This window comes from Mycoplasma sp. 1890 (genome assembly GCF_053851615.1).
In genome coordinates, this window is sequence record NZ_JBSQAZ010000008.1 from 1 (window position 1) to 20613 (window position 20613).

At 29.3% G+C, this 20613-nt stretch carries 16 protein-coding genes and 1 tRNA gene; 14 read left to right on the forward strand and 3 right to left on the reverse strand.

Going from position 1 to position 20613, the window contains the following annotated elements; all coding sequences use genetic code 4:
• Positions 1-75 precede the first annotated feature (75 nt).
• Positions 76-633 (reverse strand): peptide deformylase, encoded by a 558-nt coding sequence (gene def, locus ACWXVO_RS01965; RefSeq protein WP_438340696.1) that lies wholly within the window; start codon positions 631-633, stop codon positions 76-78.
• A 102-nt stretch (positions 634-735) separates the two neighbouring features.
• On the opposite strand from def, the gene ACWXVO_RS01970 reads away from it, so the two are divergent.
• Positions 736-1989 carry a CNNM domain-containing protein gene (locus ACWXVO_RS01970; protein WP_438340697.1) on the forward strand — a complete coding sequence of 418 codons (1254 nt, stop codon included), beginning with the start codon at positions 736-738 and terminating at the stop codon, positions 1987-1989.
• A gap of 42 nt (positions 1990-2031) precedes the next feature.
• On the opposite strand, the gene ACWXVO_RS01975 is transcribed toward ACWXVO_RS01970, so the two are convergent.
• Positions 2032-3645, reverse strand: a complete 1614-nt coding sequence (locus ACWXVO_RS01975) for an ABC-F family ATP-binding cassette domain-containing protein (RefSeq protein WP_444705050.1) — start codon at positions 3643-3645, stop codon at positions 2032-2034.
• 304 nt (positions 3646-3949) lie between these two features.
• Between ACWXVO_RS01975 and ACWXVO_RS01980 the strand changes: the two genes are divergently transcribed.
• A tRNA-Lys gene (locus ACWXVO_RS01980) sits at positions 3950-4025 on the forward strand.
• A 34-nt stretch (positions 4026-4059) separates the two neighbouring features.
• On the opposite strand, the gene ACWXVO_RS01985 is transcribed toward ACWXVO_RS01980, so the two are convergent.
• Positions 4060-6222, reverse strand: coding sequence for an ATP-dependent Clp protease ATP-binding subunit (locus tag ACWXVO_RS01985; RefSeq protein ID WP_456002265.1), 2163 nt, complete (start codon positions 6220-6222; stop codon positions 4060-4062).
• A gap of 236 nt (positions 6223-6458) precedes the next feature.
• Here ACWXVO_RS01985 and ACWXVO_RS01990 point away from each other — a divergent pair, with 236 nt between their 5' ends.
• The 12 genes from ACWXVO_RS01990 (at position 6459) to ACWXVO_RS02045 (ending at position 20591) form a co-directional block, all read left to right on the forward strand.
• Entirely contained in the window at positions 6459-6911 is a 453-nt protein-coding gene (locus ACWXVO_RS01990) for a hypothetical protein (protein ID WP_438340700.1), read from the forward strand.
• Positions 6904-7698, forward strand: coding sequence for a F0F1 ATP synthase subunit A (locus ACWXVO_RS01995; RefSeq protein ID WP_438340701.1), 795 nt, complete (start codon positions 6904-6906; stop codon positions 7696-7698). The genes ACWXVO_RS01990 and ACWXVO_RS01995 overlap by 8 nt, the downstream gene beginning before the upstream one ends.
• Before the next feature lie 28 nt (positions 7699-7726).
• Complete coding sequence (atpE, locus tag ACWXVO_RS02000) at positions 7727-8035, forward strand: ATP synthase F0 subunit C (RefSeq protein ID WP_438340702.1); 309 nt, start codon at positions 7727-7729, stop codon at positions 8033-8035.
• 42 nt (positions 8036-8077) lie between these two features.
• Positions 8078-8608, forward strand: a complete 531-nt coding sequence (locus ACWXVO_RS02005) for a F0F1 ATP synthase subunit B family protein (RefSeq protein WP_438340703.1) — start codon at positions 8078-8080, stop codon at positions 8606-8608.
• A 2-nt stretch (positions 8609-8610) separates the two neighbouring features.
• Positions 8611-9141 (forward strand): F0F1 ATP synthase subunit delta, encoded by a 531-nt coding sequence (locus tag ACWXVO_RS02010; RefSeq protein WP_456002268.1) that lies wholly within the window; start codon positions 8611-8613, stop codon positions 9139-9141.
• 13 nt (positions 9142-9154) lie between these two features.
• A complete protein-coding gene (gene atpA / locus ACWXVO_RS02015; protein WP_438340705.1) occupies positions 9155-10738 on the forward strand; it encodes a F0F1 ATP synthase subunit alpha in 1584 nt (527 codons plus the stop codon).
• Positions 10717-11601, forward strand: a complete 885-nt coding sequence (gene atpG, locus ACWXVO_RS02020; RefSeq protein WP_444705052.1) for an ATP synthase F1 subunit gamma — start codon at positions 10717-10719, stop codon at positions 11599-11601. The genes atpA and atpG overlap by 22 nt, the downstream gene beginning before the upstream one ends.
• On the forward strand, positions 11585-13051 hold the full coding sequence (gene atpD / locus ACWXVO_RS02025) for a F0F1 ATP synthase subunit beta (RefSeq protein WP_438340707.1): 1467 nt from the start codon (positions 11585-11587) through the stop codon (positions 13049-13051). Before atpG ends, atpD begins: the two co-directional genes overlap by 17 nt.
• A gap of 2 nt (positions 13052-13053) precedes the next feature.
• A complete protein-coding gene (locus ACWXVO_RS02030; RefSeq protein ID WP_438340708.1) occupies positions 13054-13425 on the forward strand; it encodes a hypothetical protein in 372 nt (123 codons plus the stop codon).
• A gap of 281 nt (positions 13426-13706) precedes the next feature.
• Positions 13707-16649 (forward strand): hypothetical protein, encoded by a 2943-nt coding sequence (locus ACWXVO_RS02035; protein WP_456002271.1) that lies wholly within the window; start codon positions 13707-13709, stop codon positions 16647-16649.
• A gap of 57 nt (positions 16650-16706) precedes the next feature.
• Positions 16707-18983 (forward strand): hypothetical protein, encoded by a 2277-nt coding sequence (locus tag ACWXVO_RS02040; RefSeq protein ID WP_456002274.1) that lies wholly within the window; start codon positions 16707-16709, stop codon positions 18981-18983.
• 69 nt (positions 18984-19052) lie between these two features.
• A complete protein-coding gene (locus ACWXVO_RS02045) occupies positions 19053-20591 on the forward strand; it encodes a hypothetical protein (RefSeq protein WP_456002277.1) in 1539 nt (512 codons plus the stop codon).
• Positions 20592-20613: the final 22 nt, after the last annotated feature.

Consider the following 20613-nt stretch of genomic DNA (forward strand, 5'->3'; position numbering starts at 1 on the left):
TAAAAATAACCCTCCTTACTGGTTTTTATTTGTCCAGTAAAGAGGGTACATATCATTATCTAACCTATTTTTCTATTACAAAACTTGCAAATCTTTGTCTTTTGCTCATGGGCTCTTTTTATTTATTCTATCTATAAATAATCCACCTTGTAAATGGTCAAATTCATGCTGAAATACGATTGCGCTATAACCACTTGCTTCAAATCTTTTGTATTTCTTTTCCATATATGAATATCCATCAAAAATAACTCTTGCATATCTAGGAACTAAGCCTTCCTGATTTGGTCAATCTTCGCTAACACTTAGGCATCCTTCGCCTTCTGATAAGGCAATTTTATGCTCTGAGTGACCAATAAGTTTTGGGTTTATTATGGCATCATTAAAAATCACATTGTTATTATTATCAACTATCAGAATATAAAATATGTTTTTTGGTATTCCATATTGAATAGCTGCGACACCGACAGCTGGTCTAAATTTTGTATTTTGTTTTTGACTATCGCTGACATGAAAAATCATTTTTTCAATCAAATCAATATTTTCCTGTGATAAGGGAATTTCTACATCTTTTGATTTTTCTCGTAATATTTTTTTAGGTAATTGCACTATACTAACATCTTCAAATTTAAACATAATATAACATTATAAAATATTTAAATATAAATAATAATTATTTTTGCTATTATATAATACTAATTATAGTTATATTTTAAATTTTTGTATGGAGACATTTAGATGGACCTCGAACCTTGACATTACGCTTTATTAATAATTTTACTAGCCATATTGCTCGTTTGTTCTGGAATTTTTTCCGCAACTGAAACAGCATATACTTCTTTAACCAAGGCCAAAATCGAGACAATGATTGAAAAGAATCAAAAAAGATATAAAATAATTCTAAAACAGCACAATTTCTTTAATAGAACACTCGGAACCATTCTGATTGCTAATAATCTGGTAAATATTGGTTCTTCAACATTATTAGTTTATCTTTTAACACAAGCCTTTGGAGCTCCTAAGGCAGGCTTGGCATCAATTATTTCAACAATTGTAATGACACCAATTATTGTTTTATTTGCTGAAATATTGCCAAAATTGGTTGCAAAGCGCTATCCAGAAAAAACCGTTAAATCATTTTATTGGTTTATTGAAATGTTATATTGAATATTTATTCCCATAACATATCCTATTTCTAAAATTGGAAAGAAGATTTATATTACCAATACTGAGGAAGATGTTAAAAACTTATTAAATATCGCACATGATGAGGGTGTTTTGGAATTTAAAGAATCTGCAATGGCCCAAAATGTCTTAGATCTTGATTCAACTAAGGTTTCACAGCATTATATTAAAATGAAAAATGTGGATTTTATCAGTTCTAAGGCTACTATGCAAGAAGCACTAAAAATGTTTAGAGAAACTAATTATTCACGAATACCAGTTGAAAAAGATGGTAATTTAATTGGCATATTGTTGCTTAAGGATATATTTTTTCTTAAAAAAGGAAATATTTTAAATTATATTAAAACTGTTCCTAAGGTTTCTGCTAACTCAATCTTATCATCAGCACTTGAAAAGTTGAGACAATCGCGCGCACAAATGGCCTTCGTTACCGAAACTAACAGTGATGATAAACCAATAGGTATTATTACTATCGAGGATATTCTTGAAGAAGTTGTTGGTGAAATATATGATGAATATGACAATGATGAGCAAATCTACGAAATTAGTCTTGAAAGATGCGAAGCCAAGGGTTCTGTCTTAATGAAGGTTCTATGAAAACAATTGGAGCTTTATGAATATCTCGATTATCAATTAACGGATAAGGAAAAGAATCAAACACTTTCAAGTTGGATTGAGTCAAAAAAAGGTCATTCATTAAGAAAAAATACCAAATTTGAACTTGAAGACAAAATAACGTTTTTGGTTTTAGAAAAGAAGTCAAGAGAAAAAAAATATGATTATTTCGAGATAGATTGAAGCAATTAGCTAAATTTAAAAATCCGGAAACTAATTTCCGGATTTTATTAATTAATATCCCATAGCTTCTTCATATTCGTCGAGATTTCCATAAAATAAGAAACTTGATTTTGGTTTTATTTCAAGAATAACATTCGCGCATTCTTTAATCATAGCACGATTATAGGTTGTAAAAATGCATGAGCTCTTATATGATTTAACGCCTTCAATTAAGCTATCAATTGACTCCGAATCTAAGTGATCAAGAGGTTGATCAAAAATTAAAAAGTTGCTTTCTTCTAGCATCAATTTAGACATCATTAACCTAACCTTTTCTCCCCCACTTGTTACTTGGACGTTTTTAAAAACACTATCATTAGAAAATAACATTCTTCCCAGAAATGCTCTCATTCTAGCATCACTGTTATCTTTTGTTTCTTGTGTAGTGTTATTTAATGGTCATTTACTTAATCAATCAATAATACTTTCTGATTCATTAAAATATTCTTGATTATTTGAGGGAAAATAGTTAGGAGAAATAGTTATACCTCATTCAACAGTCCCGGAAGTTGGCTTTCTTCTATTCATTAATATTTCAAGGAATCTGGTTTTAGCAATATCATCATTGCCTACAATAACCATTTTATCACCAGGTTTTAAGGAAAAAGTTACATTTTCAAATAGTGTGTCTCCATTTTCATTTTTATATGTTAAATTATGAACATTTAAAATTTGTTTTCCGGGCAATCTATTTAGTTCAAATTTAATATATGGATACTTTCTTGATGAGGGTTTTAGCTCATCAATTACAATTTTTTCTAATAATTTTTTCCGGCTTGTTGCTTGTTTGGATTTTGAAGCATTGGCAGAAAATCTGGCAATGAATTCACGTAACTTTTGTGCTTGCTCTTCTTTTTTTAGATTGGTTTTTTGTTGCATTTCAACTAATAATTGACTCGATTGCTTTCAAAATGAATAATTACCAACAAATAACTTCGCTTCTGAATAGTCGATATCAATGATATGGGTACATATTGCATCTAAAAAGTCGCTATCATGACTAACAACAATGACAATATTTGGATAATCCATTAAGAAGTTTTCTAATCACTTTATAGTCTTTAAATCTAATCTATTAGTTGGTTCATCCATGATCAAGATGTCTGGATTTCCAAATAGGGCTTTTGCTAATAAAACTTTAACTTTCTCGTTTGCTTTAAGATTAGACATTTGCATATTTCATTTTTCAGGTTCAATACCTAAATTTGAAAGAAGAGTTTGGGCATCATTTTCAGCGTTTCATCCGCCCATTTCTCCAAAAAGTTGTTCTAAGTGGCTTGCCTTTTCATAATCTTCCATTGTAGCCTCAGGGTTTTCATAAATTTTATTCTTTTCAATATTTATTTGATAAAGTTCCTTATTGCCCATGATTACAACATCAGTAACATTAAAATCATTAAATTCATCTTGGTTTTGGCTCAAAACACTCATACGAGCATTTTTTTCTTTAATAATTTGACCCTCAGTTGCCTCGATCTCACCACTTAAAATTTTTAGAAAAGTAGATTTTCCTACACCATTAGCCCCAATTATTCCATACACATTTCCAGGCAAGAATTTCAGATTGATATTGGTAAATAATTTTTTATCTGGAAAGATTTTGCTTATCCCACAAACATCTAGCATAGTAAACTCCTTAAAATATATCAGTATGTAACTAAAAAATTTTACTAAATTTTGTAGGTTTTTATATTATATTGAAGGCCTCGGATTATATAAACATGATTTATATTGCTTTTTATATTAAAACTTAATCTTTTAATAGACTTTTTTAATTATTTCATAGTATTTTATGCCTTGCGAAATATTAATAAAATTGGTTTAATTTATTGTATTCCTGAAAAGTCTTACATTTATTTGCAATAAATAATTATTTTTTTTAATATCATCAAAGATATTTGTTTATAATTTATTAGGTATTATTTTAAATGCATCCTTAGCTCAGCAGGTAGAGCAAGGGACTCTTAATCCCTGGGTCGTGGGTTCGATCCCCACAGGATGTACCATATAAAAATACAAGGCTAATTGCCTTGTGTTTTTTTAATTACCTTCATGATCTATTTCTATTTTAATTTCATTGTTTACAATTGATAGGTAAATAATCGAATCTTCTTCTATTGAGTTGCGTAATATAAAATCTGCAAGTTTATTTTCGATATTGTTTTGAATAAATCTTCTAATAACTCTAGCACCAAAAGCTGTGTTATATGACTTATCTGCAATATACTCGATAACTCCTTGATCGTATTGCAACTCAGATTTAATATTTATCGAGATACGGTTGGCTAGTTTTTTTAATTCTAAATCAACAATTTCTTTTGTGACTGAGTTACTCAATTTATTGAATGGAACAATTTCATCAATACGGTTAATAAATTCAGGCTTAAACTTAGTTAACAAGATTTTTATAATTTCATCCTTGCTAGGCATTTTTGTCATAATTTGCTCTGACCCAATGTTTGAGGTCATTATAATTATTGTGTTTCGAAAATTTATTTTTCGACCTTTATTGTCGCTTAGTATCCCGTCATCCAATATTTGCAAAAGAATATTTAGAACATCAGCATGGGCTTTTTCAATTTCATCAAATAAAACTATTGAATAAGGGTTTTGTCTTACTTTTTCTGTTAATTGGCCGCCATTATCATCATAGCCAATATATCCTGGGGGTGAACCGATTAGTTTTGATATGTTATGTTTTTCCATATATTCAGACATATCTAAACGAATAATATTGTTTTCATTGTCAAATAGATTGAGTGCTAATGCTTTAGCAAGTTCTGTCTTTCCTACACCTGTTGGCCCTAGAAATAGAAATGAACCAATAGGTCGATTAGGATCATTAATATTAGCTTTAGCTCTTTTGATAGCTTCTGAAACTAGCTTGATAGCATTTATTTGACCCTTAACCCTTAATGAAAGATTTTCACTTAATTTAAGAAGTTTATTTTTTTGCTTTTCAAGCAATTTTGTTACCGGTATTTTAGTTCATTTGCTTACAACCTCAGCAATTTCTTCCTCATCAATTGTTTCTCTTATTAAACGATTTGGCAAATTGGTTAGTTTGTTTTCAATTTCTTTTTTTGAATCATCAAGTTCTGGTAATAAAACATACATAACTTTTGAAGCTTCAAGGTATTTGCCCTCATTTTGTAATGTGTTTAGCTGTCTTTTTAAATCTTCAATATTGTCTTTTAGTGAGGATAGTTTAGCAATTAAATTTTTTTCTTCTTCTCATTGGCTAGACAGCTTTTTATGCTCTGCCTTGATTTTGGTTAGATGTTCATTTATTTGTTTTATGCGGTCATTATTGTTGTTATTTTCTTTACCAACAGAGTTTTTTATTGCTGCCTTTTCGATCTCCAGTTTAGTTATTTCATAATTTAGTTTTTCAATTGGCTCGGGAATATATTTCATTTCTGTTTTAATAGATGCTGAGGCTTCATCTACTAGGTCTATTGCCTTATCAGGTAGAAAACGATCTTGGATATATCTGGCCGACAGGTTTGCTGCGGCTACTAGGGCCTCATCCTTGATTTTTACCTCATGAAAAGTTTCGAGTCGTTCTTTGATTCCCCTTAAAATGGTAATGGTGTCCTCAATAGTTGGTTCATTAATAAAAATTTTTTGCATTCTTCTCTCGAGAGCAGAATCTTTTTCAATATGTTTTCTGTATTCGTCGAGAGTGGTAGCGCCAATTAGGTGTAATTGTCCTCTTGCCATCATTGGTTTTAACATGTTACCTATATCCATACTACTATCACCTGTTCCACCAGCTCCGACGATCATATGAATTTCATCAATAAAAAGAATAATTTCGCCATTAGAATCTTTAATTCTTTTTAAAATAGCTTCAATTCTTTCCTCAAATTGACCTCGAAATTGTGTTCCTGCAACAATAGATGAAATATTAAGCTCGTATACTTTTTTATTTTTTAAATTCTCAGGCACTTGGTTATCAATGATTTTTTTAGCTAATCCTTCAACAATTGCTGTTTTTCCAACGCCTGGTTCCCCAATTAAAACTGGGTTATTTTTTGTCTTGCGAGATAAGATTCTTACTAATGATCTTATTTCTTCGTCGCGATTTATAACTGGTTCTAGCTTTCCTTCCAAAGCCAGTTCAGTAAGATTGCGACCATATTTTAATAATGGGTCTTTATCTTCTTTGTTATCCTCTGCAGGTGTTCATGATGCATGCATATTTCGACCTCCTTAATTTAAATATATATTAATTATATAATTATAACACAATTTAGCACTCTAATACTTAAAGTGCTAAATAAAGTGCTAAAAAACTATTTTTTCATATTTGGTTTTAGGTTTTAAGGATGTATATTTTTTGGCATTATTTTGTGAATATATTTATAAAAACAAAAAATTCAAAAGTAATATAATTTTACATTAGGTTATTAAAATATAAAAATAACCACTTGAGCATGAATAAAACACATGGAAAAAAAATTTGAATAACTTATACTACATTAAATGTTGCGTTGTTGTTAATATTTTCATCAATGTCATTTTTTGACTACTCGTTATTGTTAGGGTATTTAGTGGGTATAGTTAGTTTTTTATTATTTTTATTATCAGTATATGTGATCCTAAAAATTGTGAAAAATAGTATTAATGTTCAAGGTAAAAAACATTATAAAATAAGGATGCTTATTTCTGTTCTTATATTTTTTGCGTTGAATATTTTTAATGGAGCAATATTTGCTATTTTTATTTATATTAATACTTACCTTCACAAAGACTATCCCGGTTTAAATGCTGCTTTTTTTCCATTTAATACAATCACAATGACAGCACCTTATATTCTATTGTCCATTTTTTCAATAGTGTGGGCCGTTGTTACTATGGTTAATAAAAGAAAGGAGCTAAATGGATAAATTACTAAAAATTAATTGATTTGGTTCGACAGAAATTAATAGTAATCAAATATTTTCATTAATATCCTTAGTTTTTATTGTTCTTATTTTGTCAGTTTTAATTTATGTAGCAGTAAAACGACAAAAAGTTGACAAGGCACCTAATGCTGCTTTAATCCTAGTTGAAACAGCTATTATCGGCGGAGATAATTTCTTTAGTGATACACATGAATCGAAGTTTGATAAAGCAAATCCATACTTAATATCATTATTTGTGTTTATGTTCTTTGGAAACATATTATCATTAGTTGGTTTTGCTCCGGTTGGCTCGAGTTTATCTGCGGTTTTAGCTGCCACAGTGGTGTCTTGATTAGGAACGGCTGGTGTTGGGATAGCTTATAACAAAATTAAGCATATTATTAAATTGCTAAATCCATTAGAATTTGCTTCAAATTTCTCACCAATTGTTTCTATGACTTTCCGGGTATATGGAAATATCATTGGGGGAGTTGTTCTTGTTTCATTGGCAACAATTTTCTTAAACAATATATGAGCAAAAATTATTGGTCTTGATGTTAGTGCTGAAGCTTCGACATTCAATCCATTTGGTGTTGTGGTATTGCCGGCATTTAATCTTTATTTTGATTTATTTGATGGTATTATTCAAGCATTTGTTTTTGTAGTGTTGACAATGTCATATTGGGCGCAAGCAGCTGAGGAAGACGTTAAGGAAAAACATAAGAAAAAAATTAGAGATTGAAAAAGTAAAATTATCGCTAATAAACAATTAATTCAAGAAAGTAATTAAAATATTTTTAAAAATATAGGAGAAAAAAATGATTGATAAATTAGATAAAATTTCAGATGTTATTAATAGATTTGACCCAAGTAAAGCCGGTGATGCTAGCGGTCAAAATTACCCCTTTGCATACGGTTTAACAATGTTAGGTGCCGGGTTAGCAATCTTTGGAGCTGGATTTGTTTCGATTGGTCAAGGTATGGCCGTTGCTAAAGCCTGTGAAGCTGTTGGTAGAAACCCAGAAGCTTTATCTAAAGTTCGTACTTTATTAATTTTAGGTTTGGCTATTGTTGAAACTGCATCAATTTATTGTTTAGTTATTGCTTTATTATTAATCTTTGTATAGTTAAATTATTTTTTGATTTATATGAGAGTATTAACTTATCTTATGAAAGCCCCTGAAGGTAAAGGGGGAGTTAGTGAAGAATTAGAAAAAACCTTCTCTGGCTTAACATTTAATTGGCCTCTATTTGTTTTTTCTTTAATTGTGTTAATGCTAATAACCATTATTATTACTTTTTTGGTATACAAACCAATTAAGAAAATGGTTAAAAAGCGTCAAGAATTAATTCAAAGTAATATTGATGCTTCAATCAAGGCAAAAGATGAAGCACTAAAAATACAAGAAGAACATGATTTAAAAATAATTGAGGCTACTAATCAGGCAAGAACTATTATCAATAATGCAAAAGCTGAAAGTGAAAGAATTGTAAATAGTGGTTCAGCTATTGCGAAGAAAAAAGCTGAAATGATGTTAGAACAAGCAGAAATTTTGATTAATAAAAAGCGTGTTGAATTCAGTAAAGAGCAAAAGAAAATTATTATGGAAAATGCTGTTGAAATTGCTAAAAAAATTATTGGCCGTGAAATAAAAGATGCCGATAATGTCAAAATGATTAATGAGGTTATTAAGAAATAGATATGACTGAATTAAATGAAGTAATTAATAATTGATCATTTGCCTTATATGATTTAGCTAATGGGTCTGATCAACTTAAGGAAATTACTAATCAGACTGCTGACATTATTAAGGTTTTGAAACAAAATAAAGATTATTTAAAAATCTTAAATTCTTTTGATATAACGGAAGAAAAAAAGTTTATGTTAATTAGTGAGGCTTTTGATTCATACCATCCATATATATTAAATATTATTAAATTAGCAACCAGAAAACATATTGTTAAATATATGGATATTATATTTCATCGCTTTATTGAATTAGCAAATGAAAAATTAAATATTAAGTATGGTTATGTATATTCAGTTAAACCATTAAGTACTGATAAGATGAAAAACCTTGAAAAAAAGATTTCATCTGATCTAAATGCAAAAGTTACTTTAACTAATCATATAGACCCTGATTTAATCGGTGGAATAAGAATAAAAGTAGACGAGTACTTGATTGATAACTCTGTTTTGGGAAAATTAAACAAGATAAAATCATTAGAATAATGAAAGGAAAGATATGGCTTTAAAACCCAGTGATTTATCAGCTATCATTAAAAATCAAATTAAAGATTTCAACGAAACTGTTAGTTATGATGAAGTAGGTAGAGTTATTACTGTTGGTGACGGTATTGCTCTAGTTAGTGGTTTAACTAATGTTGAATATGGTGAATTAGTAATATTTGATTGCGGTATTGTTGGTATGGCCTTAAATCTTGAAGAAGAGTTGGTTGGTGTTGTTGTTACTGGCGATGATCGTAATATTGTAGAAAATTCACATGTCAAGAGAACACACAACGTTATCTCGGTTCAAGTGGGTGACGCTTTATTGGGCCGTGTTATTAATGCCCTAGCATTACCAATTGATGGTAAGGGTAAAATTAATAGCGAAATAAAGAGACCAATTTTCAAAATTGCGCCTGGTGTTATGACACGTAAGGAAGTTTCAGAACCCTTACATACTGGTATTTTGGCAATTGATGCTTTAATTCCTATCGGAAAAGGACAACGTGAACTAATTATTGGTGATAGACAAACAGGAAAAACAGCCATTGCCATTGATGCGATATTAAACCAAAAAGGCAAAGATGTTTATTGTATCTATGTGGCTATCGGCCAAAAAAATTCAACAATTACCCAAATTGTTGATCAGCTTGAAAAGAATGATGCAATGAAATACACAACTATCATTGCAGCATCAGCTTCTGAAAGTGCGCCATTGCAATATATAGCACCCTATACTGGCGTAACTATTGCTGAGGAATGAATGGCAAGAGGTAAAAGTGTTTTAATAGTTTATGACGACTTATCAAAACATGCCGTTGCCTATCGAACATTATCTTTATTGTTAAGAAGACCTCCCGGCCGTGAAGCATATCCTGGTGACGTCTTTTATCTACATTCGCAATTACTAGAAAGATCTGCAAAACTAAATAACGATTATGGTGGCGGTTCAATAACTGCCTTGCCAATTATCGAAACACAAGCTGAAGATATTTCAGCATATATTCCAACTAATGTTATTTCAATTACTGATGGTCAGATTTTTACCAAAGAATCTTTATTTAATTCTGGGCAAAGACCTGCAATTGATATTGGTTATTCCGTAAGTAGAGTTGGTTCAGCCGCGCAAACCAAAATGACTAAAAAGGTGGTTTCAAGTTTAAAGCTAGAATTAGCTCAATATAATGAAATGCAAGCATTTGCACAATTTGGTTCTGATTTAGACCAAAATACAAGAATTATTTTGGAACATGGTGCTAAGGTCTATGAGCTGTTGAAACAGTCGCAATTTTCACCATATTCTCCTGGTCAACAAATTATCTTATTATTCCTTGCTAAGTATCGCTTAATTAATGTAATCCCTAAAAACAACATTATTAAATATCGTCAAGAAATTCTAACTTATTTTGCAACAGAACCTAAAGCAATAAAAATCATGAGAAAGATCGATGAATCTAATGATTGAACTAATGAATTAATTGAAGAAATTTATAATCAAATCATTTTATTTAATGACTTGTTTATAAAGACTATTCCCCTATATAATCCCGAAAACTTTATGCCTATTCCTGAATTACCATGGAAAGCTTGCAAAAAATAAAGCAACGTATTAATTCAATTAATTCTACCAAAAAAATAACGAAGGCTATGGAACTTGTAGCCACTGCTAAGTTTTCAAAAATTAAAAACAAAATTAGTGAGGTTAAATCTTACTTTAAAAACGTTGAGGCTATTTTTATTAATCTTGTAAAAAATTCGACGCAGGATATTGACAAATTATTAAATAAGCATGCATGAAAATTTAGCAATCGTCGTAATTTATATATTATTTTTGGGAGTGATTTAGGTCTATGTGGATCATTCAATTCCGAAATGTATAAAATGATAAATGAAGTTGTTACAGGTGAAGATATTTTGATTGTTATTGGCTCTAAATTGTTAAGCCTAATTGAAAAAAATAAAAAATATCACATTATCCAAACCTTAACACAAATCGGTGATAATCCAACATATGAAATAGCTCAAGTGATTTCAAATAAGATTTATGATGTTTTAGAAATATCACTTTTAAATTCAGTTAAATTAATTTATACCAATTATGAAAACCCATTAAAGGCCGATCCTGTCGTTCAAGAAATTTTTCCAATTTCAGCAAACACGATTGGCAAAATCGAAAAAAATAACCAAAGTTTTCACCAAGATAAAGGGATCAGGGAGATTGTTTTTGAGCCCAACCCTGAAACCATTTTAATTAACTCATTTAGAATATTCTTTGAAGCATCTATTTTTCATGCTTTAACTAATGCAAAATTGGCAGAAACTAGTCAAAGAAGAACAGCAATGGAACAGGCTTCTGATAATGCCGAGGACCTTATTGATGAATTAAAAATTGAATATAATAGTTCGCGTCAATCAAAGATAACACAAGAATTGACTGAAATTGTTAATGGTGTCGGATCTTAAAGAAAGGATAAAGAAAATGACTAATAAAAAAAATAATGAATTAAATTATGGTGTTATTACCCAAATTCTTGGTGCTGTTATTGATGTCAGATTTAAGGAAGGCACTGCACCTAAAATGCTTAACGCCTTGGAAGTTATTGATGAAAAAAACCCTAACAACAAACAAATTCTTGAGGTTGCTCAACATATTGGTAATGACACTGTAAGAACAATAGCCATGAGTTTAACCATTGGTTTAAGACGTGGCATGAAGGTCTTAGACCTTAAAAGACCAATTACTGCACCTGTTGGTAAGGAAATTCTTTCAAGAATGTTTAATGTTTTAGGTCAACCTATTGACTTGCTAGGAGGCGATTTTGAGCAACAAATGCCTATCCATAGAAGCGCACCTAGTTTTGAAGAACAAAAATCCACTTTAGAAATATTTGAAACTGGTATTAAGGTTATTGACCTATTAATACCATACATTAAAGGTGGAAAAATTGGTCTTTTTGGTGGGGCCGGTGTCGGCAAAACTGTTTTAATACAAGAATTGATTAATAATATTGCAAAACAACATGGTGGTTTATCAGTATTTGCTGGTGTTGGCGAAAGAACAAGAGAGGGCAATGACTTATACCACGAAATGAAGGCAAGTGGTGTTTTAGATAAAACTGCATTAGTATTTGGACAAATGAATGAGCCTCCAGGCGCTAGAATGAGAGCACCATTTACTGCGCTAACTATGGCCGAGTATTTCCGTGATCAAATGGGCCAAGATGTGCTTTTATTCATTGATAATATCTTTAGATTTACCCAAGCAGGTTCAGAAGTTTCGGCATTGCTAGGTAGAATGCCTTCTGCTGTTGGGTATCAACCAACATTAGCGGTCGAAATGGGGCAATTGCAAGAAAGAATTACTTCTACAAATAAGGGATCAATAACATCTGTTCAAGCAGTTTATGTTCCTGCTGATGACCTTACTGACCCTGCTCCTGCGACCACATTTACTCATCTAGATGCAAAAACTGTTTTAGATCGTGATATTGCAGCATTAGGTATTTATCCTGCTATTGATCCATTGGGTTCTAATTCACGTATGATGGATCCTAATATCGTTGGTTTAGATCATTACAATACTGCGAGAGAAGTACAAAATATTTTGCAAAGATTTAAGGAATTACAAGATATTATTGCAATATTGGGTATGCATGAATTATCAGAGGAAGACAAGAAGGTTGTTGCTAGAGCACGTAGAATAAGAAGTTTCCTGTCCCAACCATTTTTTGTTGCTGAAAAATTTAGTGGTATAAAGGGTAGATACATTAAATTACAAGATACCATTAGATCATTTAAAGAAATTTTAAGTGGAAAATATGATGATCTACCAGAAGAAGCATTTTTATATGTTGGTACTATTGAAGATGTTATTGAAAAAGCTAAAAACCTTGGATATGTATTTGACAAATAGTTATGAATGATAAATTCATTGAAATAGTTATAACAACACCAAATTGTGTATATTATCAAGGTAAAGGTAGTATCGTAACATTTACCACTACTGAGGGGCAAATTGGTCTAATGAAAGATGCTGTTCCATTTTTAGCGGCATTAGTTCCCTCACAAATAATTATTAAAGATCAAGATAATAATAACCGGATTTTTTACATCGATCGTGGGATTGTTGAATTTAGAGATAATTTGCTTTCATTGATTGTCAATAACATTGACGTTAAACCAATTGACACAGAAATCAAGTTTAAAAAAACAAATGAAAAGAAATATACTATTATTGAAGAAGTTGTTTTAAAAAAGAAATTGGCAGAACAAAATAAAAAACTATAAATACAGAGAAATCTGTATTTTATTTATTTTTTTTAAGGACTCAAATAAGTTATTGGCGTTAGTTTAACTGCTAGTAGATATTTAAAATATATTAGCTAATATAAAAAACTATAAAAATAACTATAAATTAGATTTTTACATTAAACCTAAAGAAAACCCTAAATTTTCTTTAAAAAAAATTCCAAAACAAGTTAGAAAATAATGATTATTTTCACTCTGTACTACAATATATAATATATATAATTAAATTACAACTTAAACTTTCATAAAGGTATTAAAGAATGCGAAAATCTAGTAAATTATTAATAACATTATGTACCCTTAATGTGGGTGCTATTATTGCATCAGTAGGAATTTCTATTTCTACAACTATTAAACAAAAACCAAGAAACGCTCTGATTAAAAAGATTAAAGAAATTCAAGAAGAATTGGTAACTAATAAAAGACTTAGTGAAGAACAAAAGGTTGCTATTAAACAAGCTATCGAAGAAGCTAATAAGGTTCTTATTGGGCAAAACGTGGATGATGCTAATTTTGAAAATGCTATTTCGCAATTAGTTAGTTCATATGAAGCAATCATACAAAATTTTGAACCAGTCCCAGATATTAAAGAAAAGGAAAATTCTAAAAATAGATATAATGCAAAGTTGCAGCAAGCTATGAAATTGTCTTCTATATTAGTTGATTCAAAATATGAAGAAGTTAAGAAAAAAATAGATGGAACTATTCAAAGAAACACCAATTTAATTAATGATAAAACTACAAAGGATCAATATGACCGAGCTGCAAAGGAATTAGAAGATGCTATTACTGAAGCTAATAAGCAAAAGAAAATGATTGATGATAGCAAAGATTCTGAATTAGAAAAAGCCAAAAAAGCGTTTGAATCTAAAAAAAGTGAAGCTGATGAATTATCTAAACAGTTAATAGAATCTAAATTTGTTGAAGTTAAATCTACATTTGATAAAGAGGTTCAAGAAGCATCGCAAAGCTTATCAACAAAAGATCAATACAATGATGCTATTAATAAATTAGAAGAGGCAATTAAAAAAGCCAAAAAAGCCAAAGAAACAATTTTGGAAACTGAAGTGTCAAAAGCAGCTTATGATGCCAAAGTTGCAGAGGTTGAAAAGTTTGAAAATGATAATTTTTCAGATAGTAGATATAGTTCAGTCAAAAACAAATTGCATTCAAAAGTGGAAGAAATAAAAACTAAATTAGGTAGTGGAAAACATACAAAAGCAGAGTATGATGAAGCAACTAGAAAATTAGAAGATGCTATTACTGAAGCTAATATGCAAAAGAAAATGATTGATGATAGCAAAGATTCTGAATTAGAAAAAGCCAAAAAAGCGTTTGAATCTAAAAAAAGTGAAGCTGATGAATTATCTAAACAATTAATGGAATCTAAATTTGTTGAAGTTAAATCTACATTTGATAAAGAGGTTCAAGAAGCATCGCAAAGCTTATCAACAAAAGATCAATACAATGATGCTATTAATAAATTAGAAGAGGCAATTAAAAAAGCCAAAAAAGCCAAAGAAACAATTTTGGAAACTGAAGAGTCAAAAGCAGCTTATGATGCCAAAGTTAAAGAGGTCGAAAAGTTTGAAAATGATAATTTTTCAGATAGTAGATATAGTTCAGTCAAAAACAAATTGCATTCAAAAGTGGAAGAAATAAAAACTAAATTAGGTAGTGGAAAACATACAAAAACAGAGTATGATGAAGCAACTAGAAAATTAGAAGATGCTATTACTGAAGCTAATATGCAAAAGAAAATGATTGATGATAGCAAAGATTCTGAATTAGAAAAAGCCAAAAAAGCGTTTGAATCTAAAAAAAGTGAAGCTGATGAATTATCTAAACAGTTAATAGGATCTAAATTTGTTGAAGTTAAATCTACATTTGATAAAGAGGTTCAAGATGCATCACAAGGTTTATCAACAAAAGATCAATATAATGATGCTATTAATAAATTAGAAGAGGCAATTAAAAAAGCCAAAAAAGCCAAAGAAACAATTTTGGAAACTGAAGAGTCAAAAGCAGCTTATGATGCCAAAGTTAAAGAAGTTGAAAAGTTTGAAAATGATAATTTTTCAGATAGTAGATATAGTTCAGCCAAAGACAAACTACATTCAGAAGTGGCAGAAATAAAATCTAAATTAGGTAGTGGAAAACATACAAAAAAAGAGTATGATGAAGCAACTAAGAAATTGGAAGAGTTAATTGCTAGTGCTTATGATGAAATACTAGAAATTGGAGCTAGATTAAAATTAATAGAAAAATTGCATGAAAAAGTTGTAGAAGCAGAAAGAATTGTTACTGAGCTCGGTAGTAACAATGAATATAAAAATATTAAAGACGATTTAGAAAAGGTAGTTAAAGAAAAGAAAGATTCAGTAAATGTCAACAATACTAGAGAAGAAATCGGTAATGCAATTGGTGAGGTAGATAAAGCCATCAAAAAAGCTAAGAGTGAGAAGAACAAAATTGACAAAAAATTAAATACTGAAAAAGAAAAAAAGGATGCCGAAGCAGAATTTATGGCCTTGGTAGTAAAGGTCGAAGATTTTTTAAAAACATTAACAAAACCTAGTCAAATGAGTATTAAAACTAATTTAGAAAATGAATTAAATAAGCAAAAACAAATAGTTAATGTCGAATCATCAACACCTAAAAAAATCAAAAACGCAACGGAAAAACTTACAAAAATATTTGAACAAGCTAAGTCGGAAGCAAACAAGGCCGAAGAACCTGATGATGGATTAACGCAAGAACAAAAAGATATAGTTAATAAGTTAAATAGTAAAACATTATTAAAGATAGATAAAATTACAGAAGAAGTTAAAAAACATATTTTGGAAGTACTTAAAGACAATAGCAAAGTATCAGGTGAAAATTTTCATTACTATTTCGGATACGTTGAATTTAAAAATAATAGTTTTGAGCTCTCATCGAAAAAGCCTACTAAAAAGAATAAAAGCAAAATAAAACATAAGAATCTTGGTATCGGATTTTTCGATGAGAAATTTATCAAACTTGTCCATGAAAAGGAAATAATTTTTCCAACTAATAAAACAGGTAAAAGTGCTCGAAAGGCGTTAGCTCTTGAATTAAAAAGTGATGGAAAAATAGTATTGCCATTTAAGTTTAAAGATCATACCAAGGTATATGAAATTGAGTTATTTACAAGCAATGAGAAACCTAGCAACTACAAATAAGTTCAATGAGTTTTAAATATATAATTAGTAATTATTTTTATAAATAAGGAGTATGTAATGAAGTCTAGTAAATTATTAATTGCATTATGCGGAGCCAATGTTGGAACTATTGCTGCAGCCGCGGGAATATCAATCTATACTGTACAACAATCTATGCCTAGAAATGTTTTAATTCAAAAGATTGATCAATATGAAAAAGAATTAAAAAATAATATTTCGTTTAACGAAAACCAGAAGACAAAAATTAAGCAGGCAATAGAAGCTGCCAAGGCTTTTCTTTCTGGCGCTTCTTCACAAAACTTAAATTTTGAAAATGCCATTGCGCAATTAGTTAATTCTGTTGAAGAAATTAAACAAAATCCAAATACTGAAGAAATGGATATTGACAAGTTAAAGAGGTTTGCAAAAAAATCGTATAATAACAAGTTACAAGAAGCTAAACAATTACAAATACTATTATCATATCCAAGATATGAAGCCATTAAATCTAGACTTGATTTATTTATCTATGAGTCAACAAAAAATATAAATGATGGCAGTTTAAAAAGTGACTATGACGAAGCAAAACAAAAACTAGAAGTAGCGATAAAAGAAGCTATACAAGCTAAACAAGAAATTGATACTCTCGAAAATATTAAAAATGATTTTAATGACAAAGTTAAAGAAGCAAAAGAACTATCAAACAAGCTTTTAGCTAATAAGTATTATGATGTTAAAGCAAAATTAGATCTATCCATCAAAGAAATAACTAATAATTTAAATAACAAAAGTAAAAAACATGATTATGATGAAGCTCAAATTAAATTACAAATGGCAATAGATGAAGCTTCGAAATTAAAAGAGCAAATTGATTTGGAAGAAAAGAATTTATTGGAAGCTAAAAATAAATATGAAGAAAAAATTAGCGAAGGAGATAAATTATCAAAAGAACTTGATGGTGATTTATACAAAGATATTAAACAAAAATTTGATGAATCATTTAAGAAATTAAAAGACCAAGTTACAAACAAGAGTACTAAACAACAATATGATAGTGCTACAAAGTTAATAACTGAATTAATAGAAAAAACTAAGAATGATAAAAAAACAATTGATGATAAAATACAACACCAATTAGAAGAACAACAACAGATTTTTTATAATAAATTATCCAATGATTTTCTTGATATATATGATGTTGAATTAGCTGGTGACAAATATAAAGATATAAAAGATAAATTACAGGAAGAAGTTCAAGCGATTGTTAATAGTGTTAGTGATAGCAGTACCATTGATGATTTTAAAGAAGCAATAAAAAAACTAGAAGAAGCTTTTGACAATGCAAGAAAAGCAAAAATGGAACTTGATAAGCAAACCACACCAAAGGTTGATGCTAAAAAAGATTATGAAAAAAAATTAAAGGAGGCTGAGCAATTATCAAGTTCTCTTAAGGATACTAAATACGAAAATGTCAAGAAAAAATTAGATGATTTATTAAACCAAATTAAAACAAAGATTAATGATAAAACTACTGATGAAGAATATAAAAGTGCAACCAAGGAATTGGAAGCTGCTATCGAATCTGCTAATAATGAAAAAAAGGAAATAGATAAAAAAGAAATTTTAAAACAAAAAATTGATGAAGCAAAAGCTGAATTTAAAAAACTTGAAACTGAAATTACTGAATTTATTCAAAAATCATTAACAAAGCCTGAGCATACTCAACTTAAGATGAAACTTGAAGCTGAATTAGAAAAAAGCAAAAATGACATTAATAAAGAAAATTTAACAGCCAGAAAAATTCAAACAATTACAAAGAAACTTATGACTTTCTTTGAACAAATTAAGAGAGAATCTCAAAGAAGCGAACAGGCATCAGAAAATTTAAATTCAGAACAACAAAAAATAGTTGATAAGATTAAGGATAAAACAATTATAAATGAAGCTGCCGTTACCGAGGATGTAAAAAATTCAATTATTGAAATATTTAAAAATAAATCTAGAGTTAATGAAGAAAAGGTAAATTATTACTTTGGATATATAAGTTTTGATAAAAAAACTCATGATTTTAAATTCTCAGAAAAAAGACCAAAAGGCAAGATTAAGGCGAAAAATCTTGGCCATGGAATATTTGCTAGCGAATTCGTTAACTTAGTATTAAAGAAAGAAATTGTTTTTCCAACTTCATCAAAAGCAAGCAACGCCAGAAAAGCTTTATCGCTTCAATTAAAAGAAGACGGAACTGTCGTATTGCCCTTTAAATTTAAGGGACATGAAAAAAATTATGAAATAGTGTTATTCAAAAGTGATGAATTAAAGAATATGCTTAAAACAAATCCTAGCATTGCAGAATAATAACAGTTTAAATGATTTAATAAATTTGATTAGTAAAATTTATTTTTAAATTTAGGGAGATTATAAAAAATGAAAAAGTCAAGTAAATTATGAATCACGTTAGGTTCTATTACAGGCGCAGTAGTTTTACTTGCTACCGGTTTATCGGTTGGTTTAGTTATGAAAGCAAAACCAAAAAAAGAATTAGCACAACAAATTCAAGCTTTTGAATTAGAATTAGAATCTAATAGTAAGCTTAACGAATCGCAAAAAACCGAGATTAAAAAGGTAATTGATGATGCTAAGAAAGTGTTAAATTCTGACAAATCATCAAATATTAATTTTAGAGAAGCATTATCAAAACTCGTTAGTCAGGTTAGTGAGATTAGTAAAAAAAACTTTGATTCAAAACCTGATTTATTATCAAACGAAGCTAAAAAAATATATGAATCTAAATTGAATGAAGCCAACGAATTACTAACTATGCTTTCAAAAGATGAATATAAAGAAATAAAAACAAAATTGGAATCATCTATTAATTTAGCAAAAAAAGGAATTAGCGATAAAAGTACAAAAGAACAGTATGAAAATGCTACTAAATCATTGATAAGTGCTATTGAAACTGCTAATAGTGAAAAACAATCAATTGATGTTCATAATTTAAATAATTCTAATAAAAATTTAGAAAATGCTAAAGAAGAATATGACAAAGTTATTTCTAAAGCCGATGAACTAATTAAAACATTAGAAGCAAAACCTGAATACGCAACTATTAAGAAGACATTAGAAGAAAAAGTTAATAAAAATAAAAAAACGATAACTGAATCAAGTTCTAAGGATGAATTTCTTGCTGCCACAAATGAAATTAATGACGCAATTAATCAAGCTAAGGCAGAAAAGAAAAAAAATGATAATAAATCAAAAACTGATGATACTAAAAAAGCAGCAAAAGCCGATTTTTATAAATTAGAAAATGAAATTAAAGAGTTTATTAAGACATTAAAAAAACCTGAACAAGATGGTCTTAAAAATAAATTAGAGGCTGAGTTAAATAAGCAAAAAAGTATTGTAGATCAGGAAAATACAACTTCTCGCAAAGTTAAAGATATTACTAAAAGCCTTAAAAATTTCTTTGAACAAATCAAAAGAGACGCACAAAAAGCAGATACTACAGAAGAAACTTTAACAGCTGACCAAAAGGCATTAGTTGAAAAAATAAAAAATAAAACAATTTTAAATAATAGCACCATTAGCGAGGATGTTAAAAAAGCTATTATTGAAATATACAATTCTCCTAAAAGTCATGATAAAAATGAACACGTGAGATACTTCTTTGGCTATTTAAGCTACAAGAGGCCAAAAAAAGGGCAAGAACCAACCTTGCAATTTTCTGAAAATTCAAAAGGAAAAAAGAAAGATCTTGGAAATTTATTTGCTAAAGAATTTATGGATTTAATAAATAGAAAAGATGTCTTATATGCCGGTTCAAATAGCAGAAGAAAAGCGTTATGTCTTGAATTAAAGGAGGATGGCAAAGTTGTTCTACCTTTTAAGTTTAAAGGCAGCGACAAGATATATGAAATAGAACTATTTACTAGCGATGAATTAAAGAAAATGACAAATAACTAATTTAGTTATGTTATAAATTAGA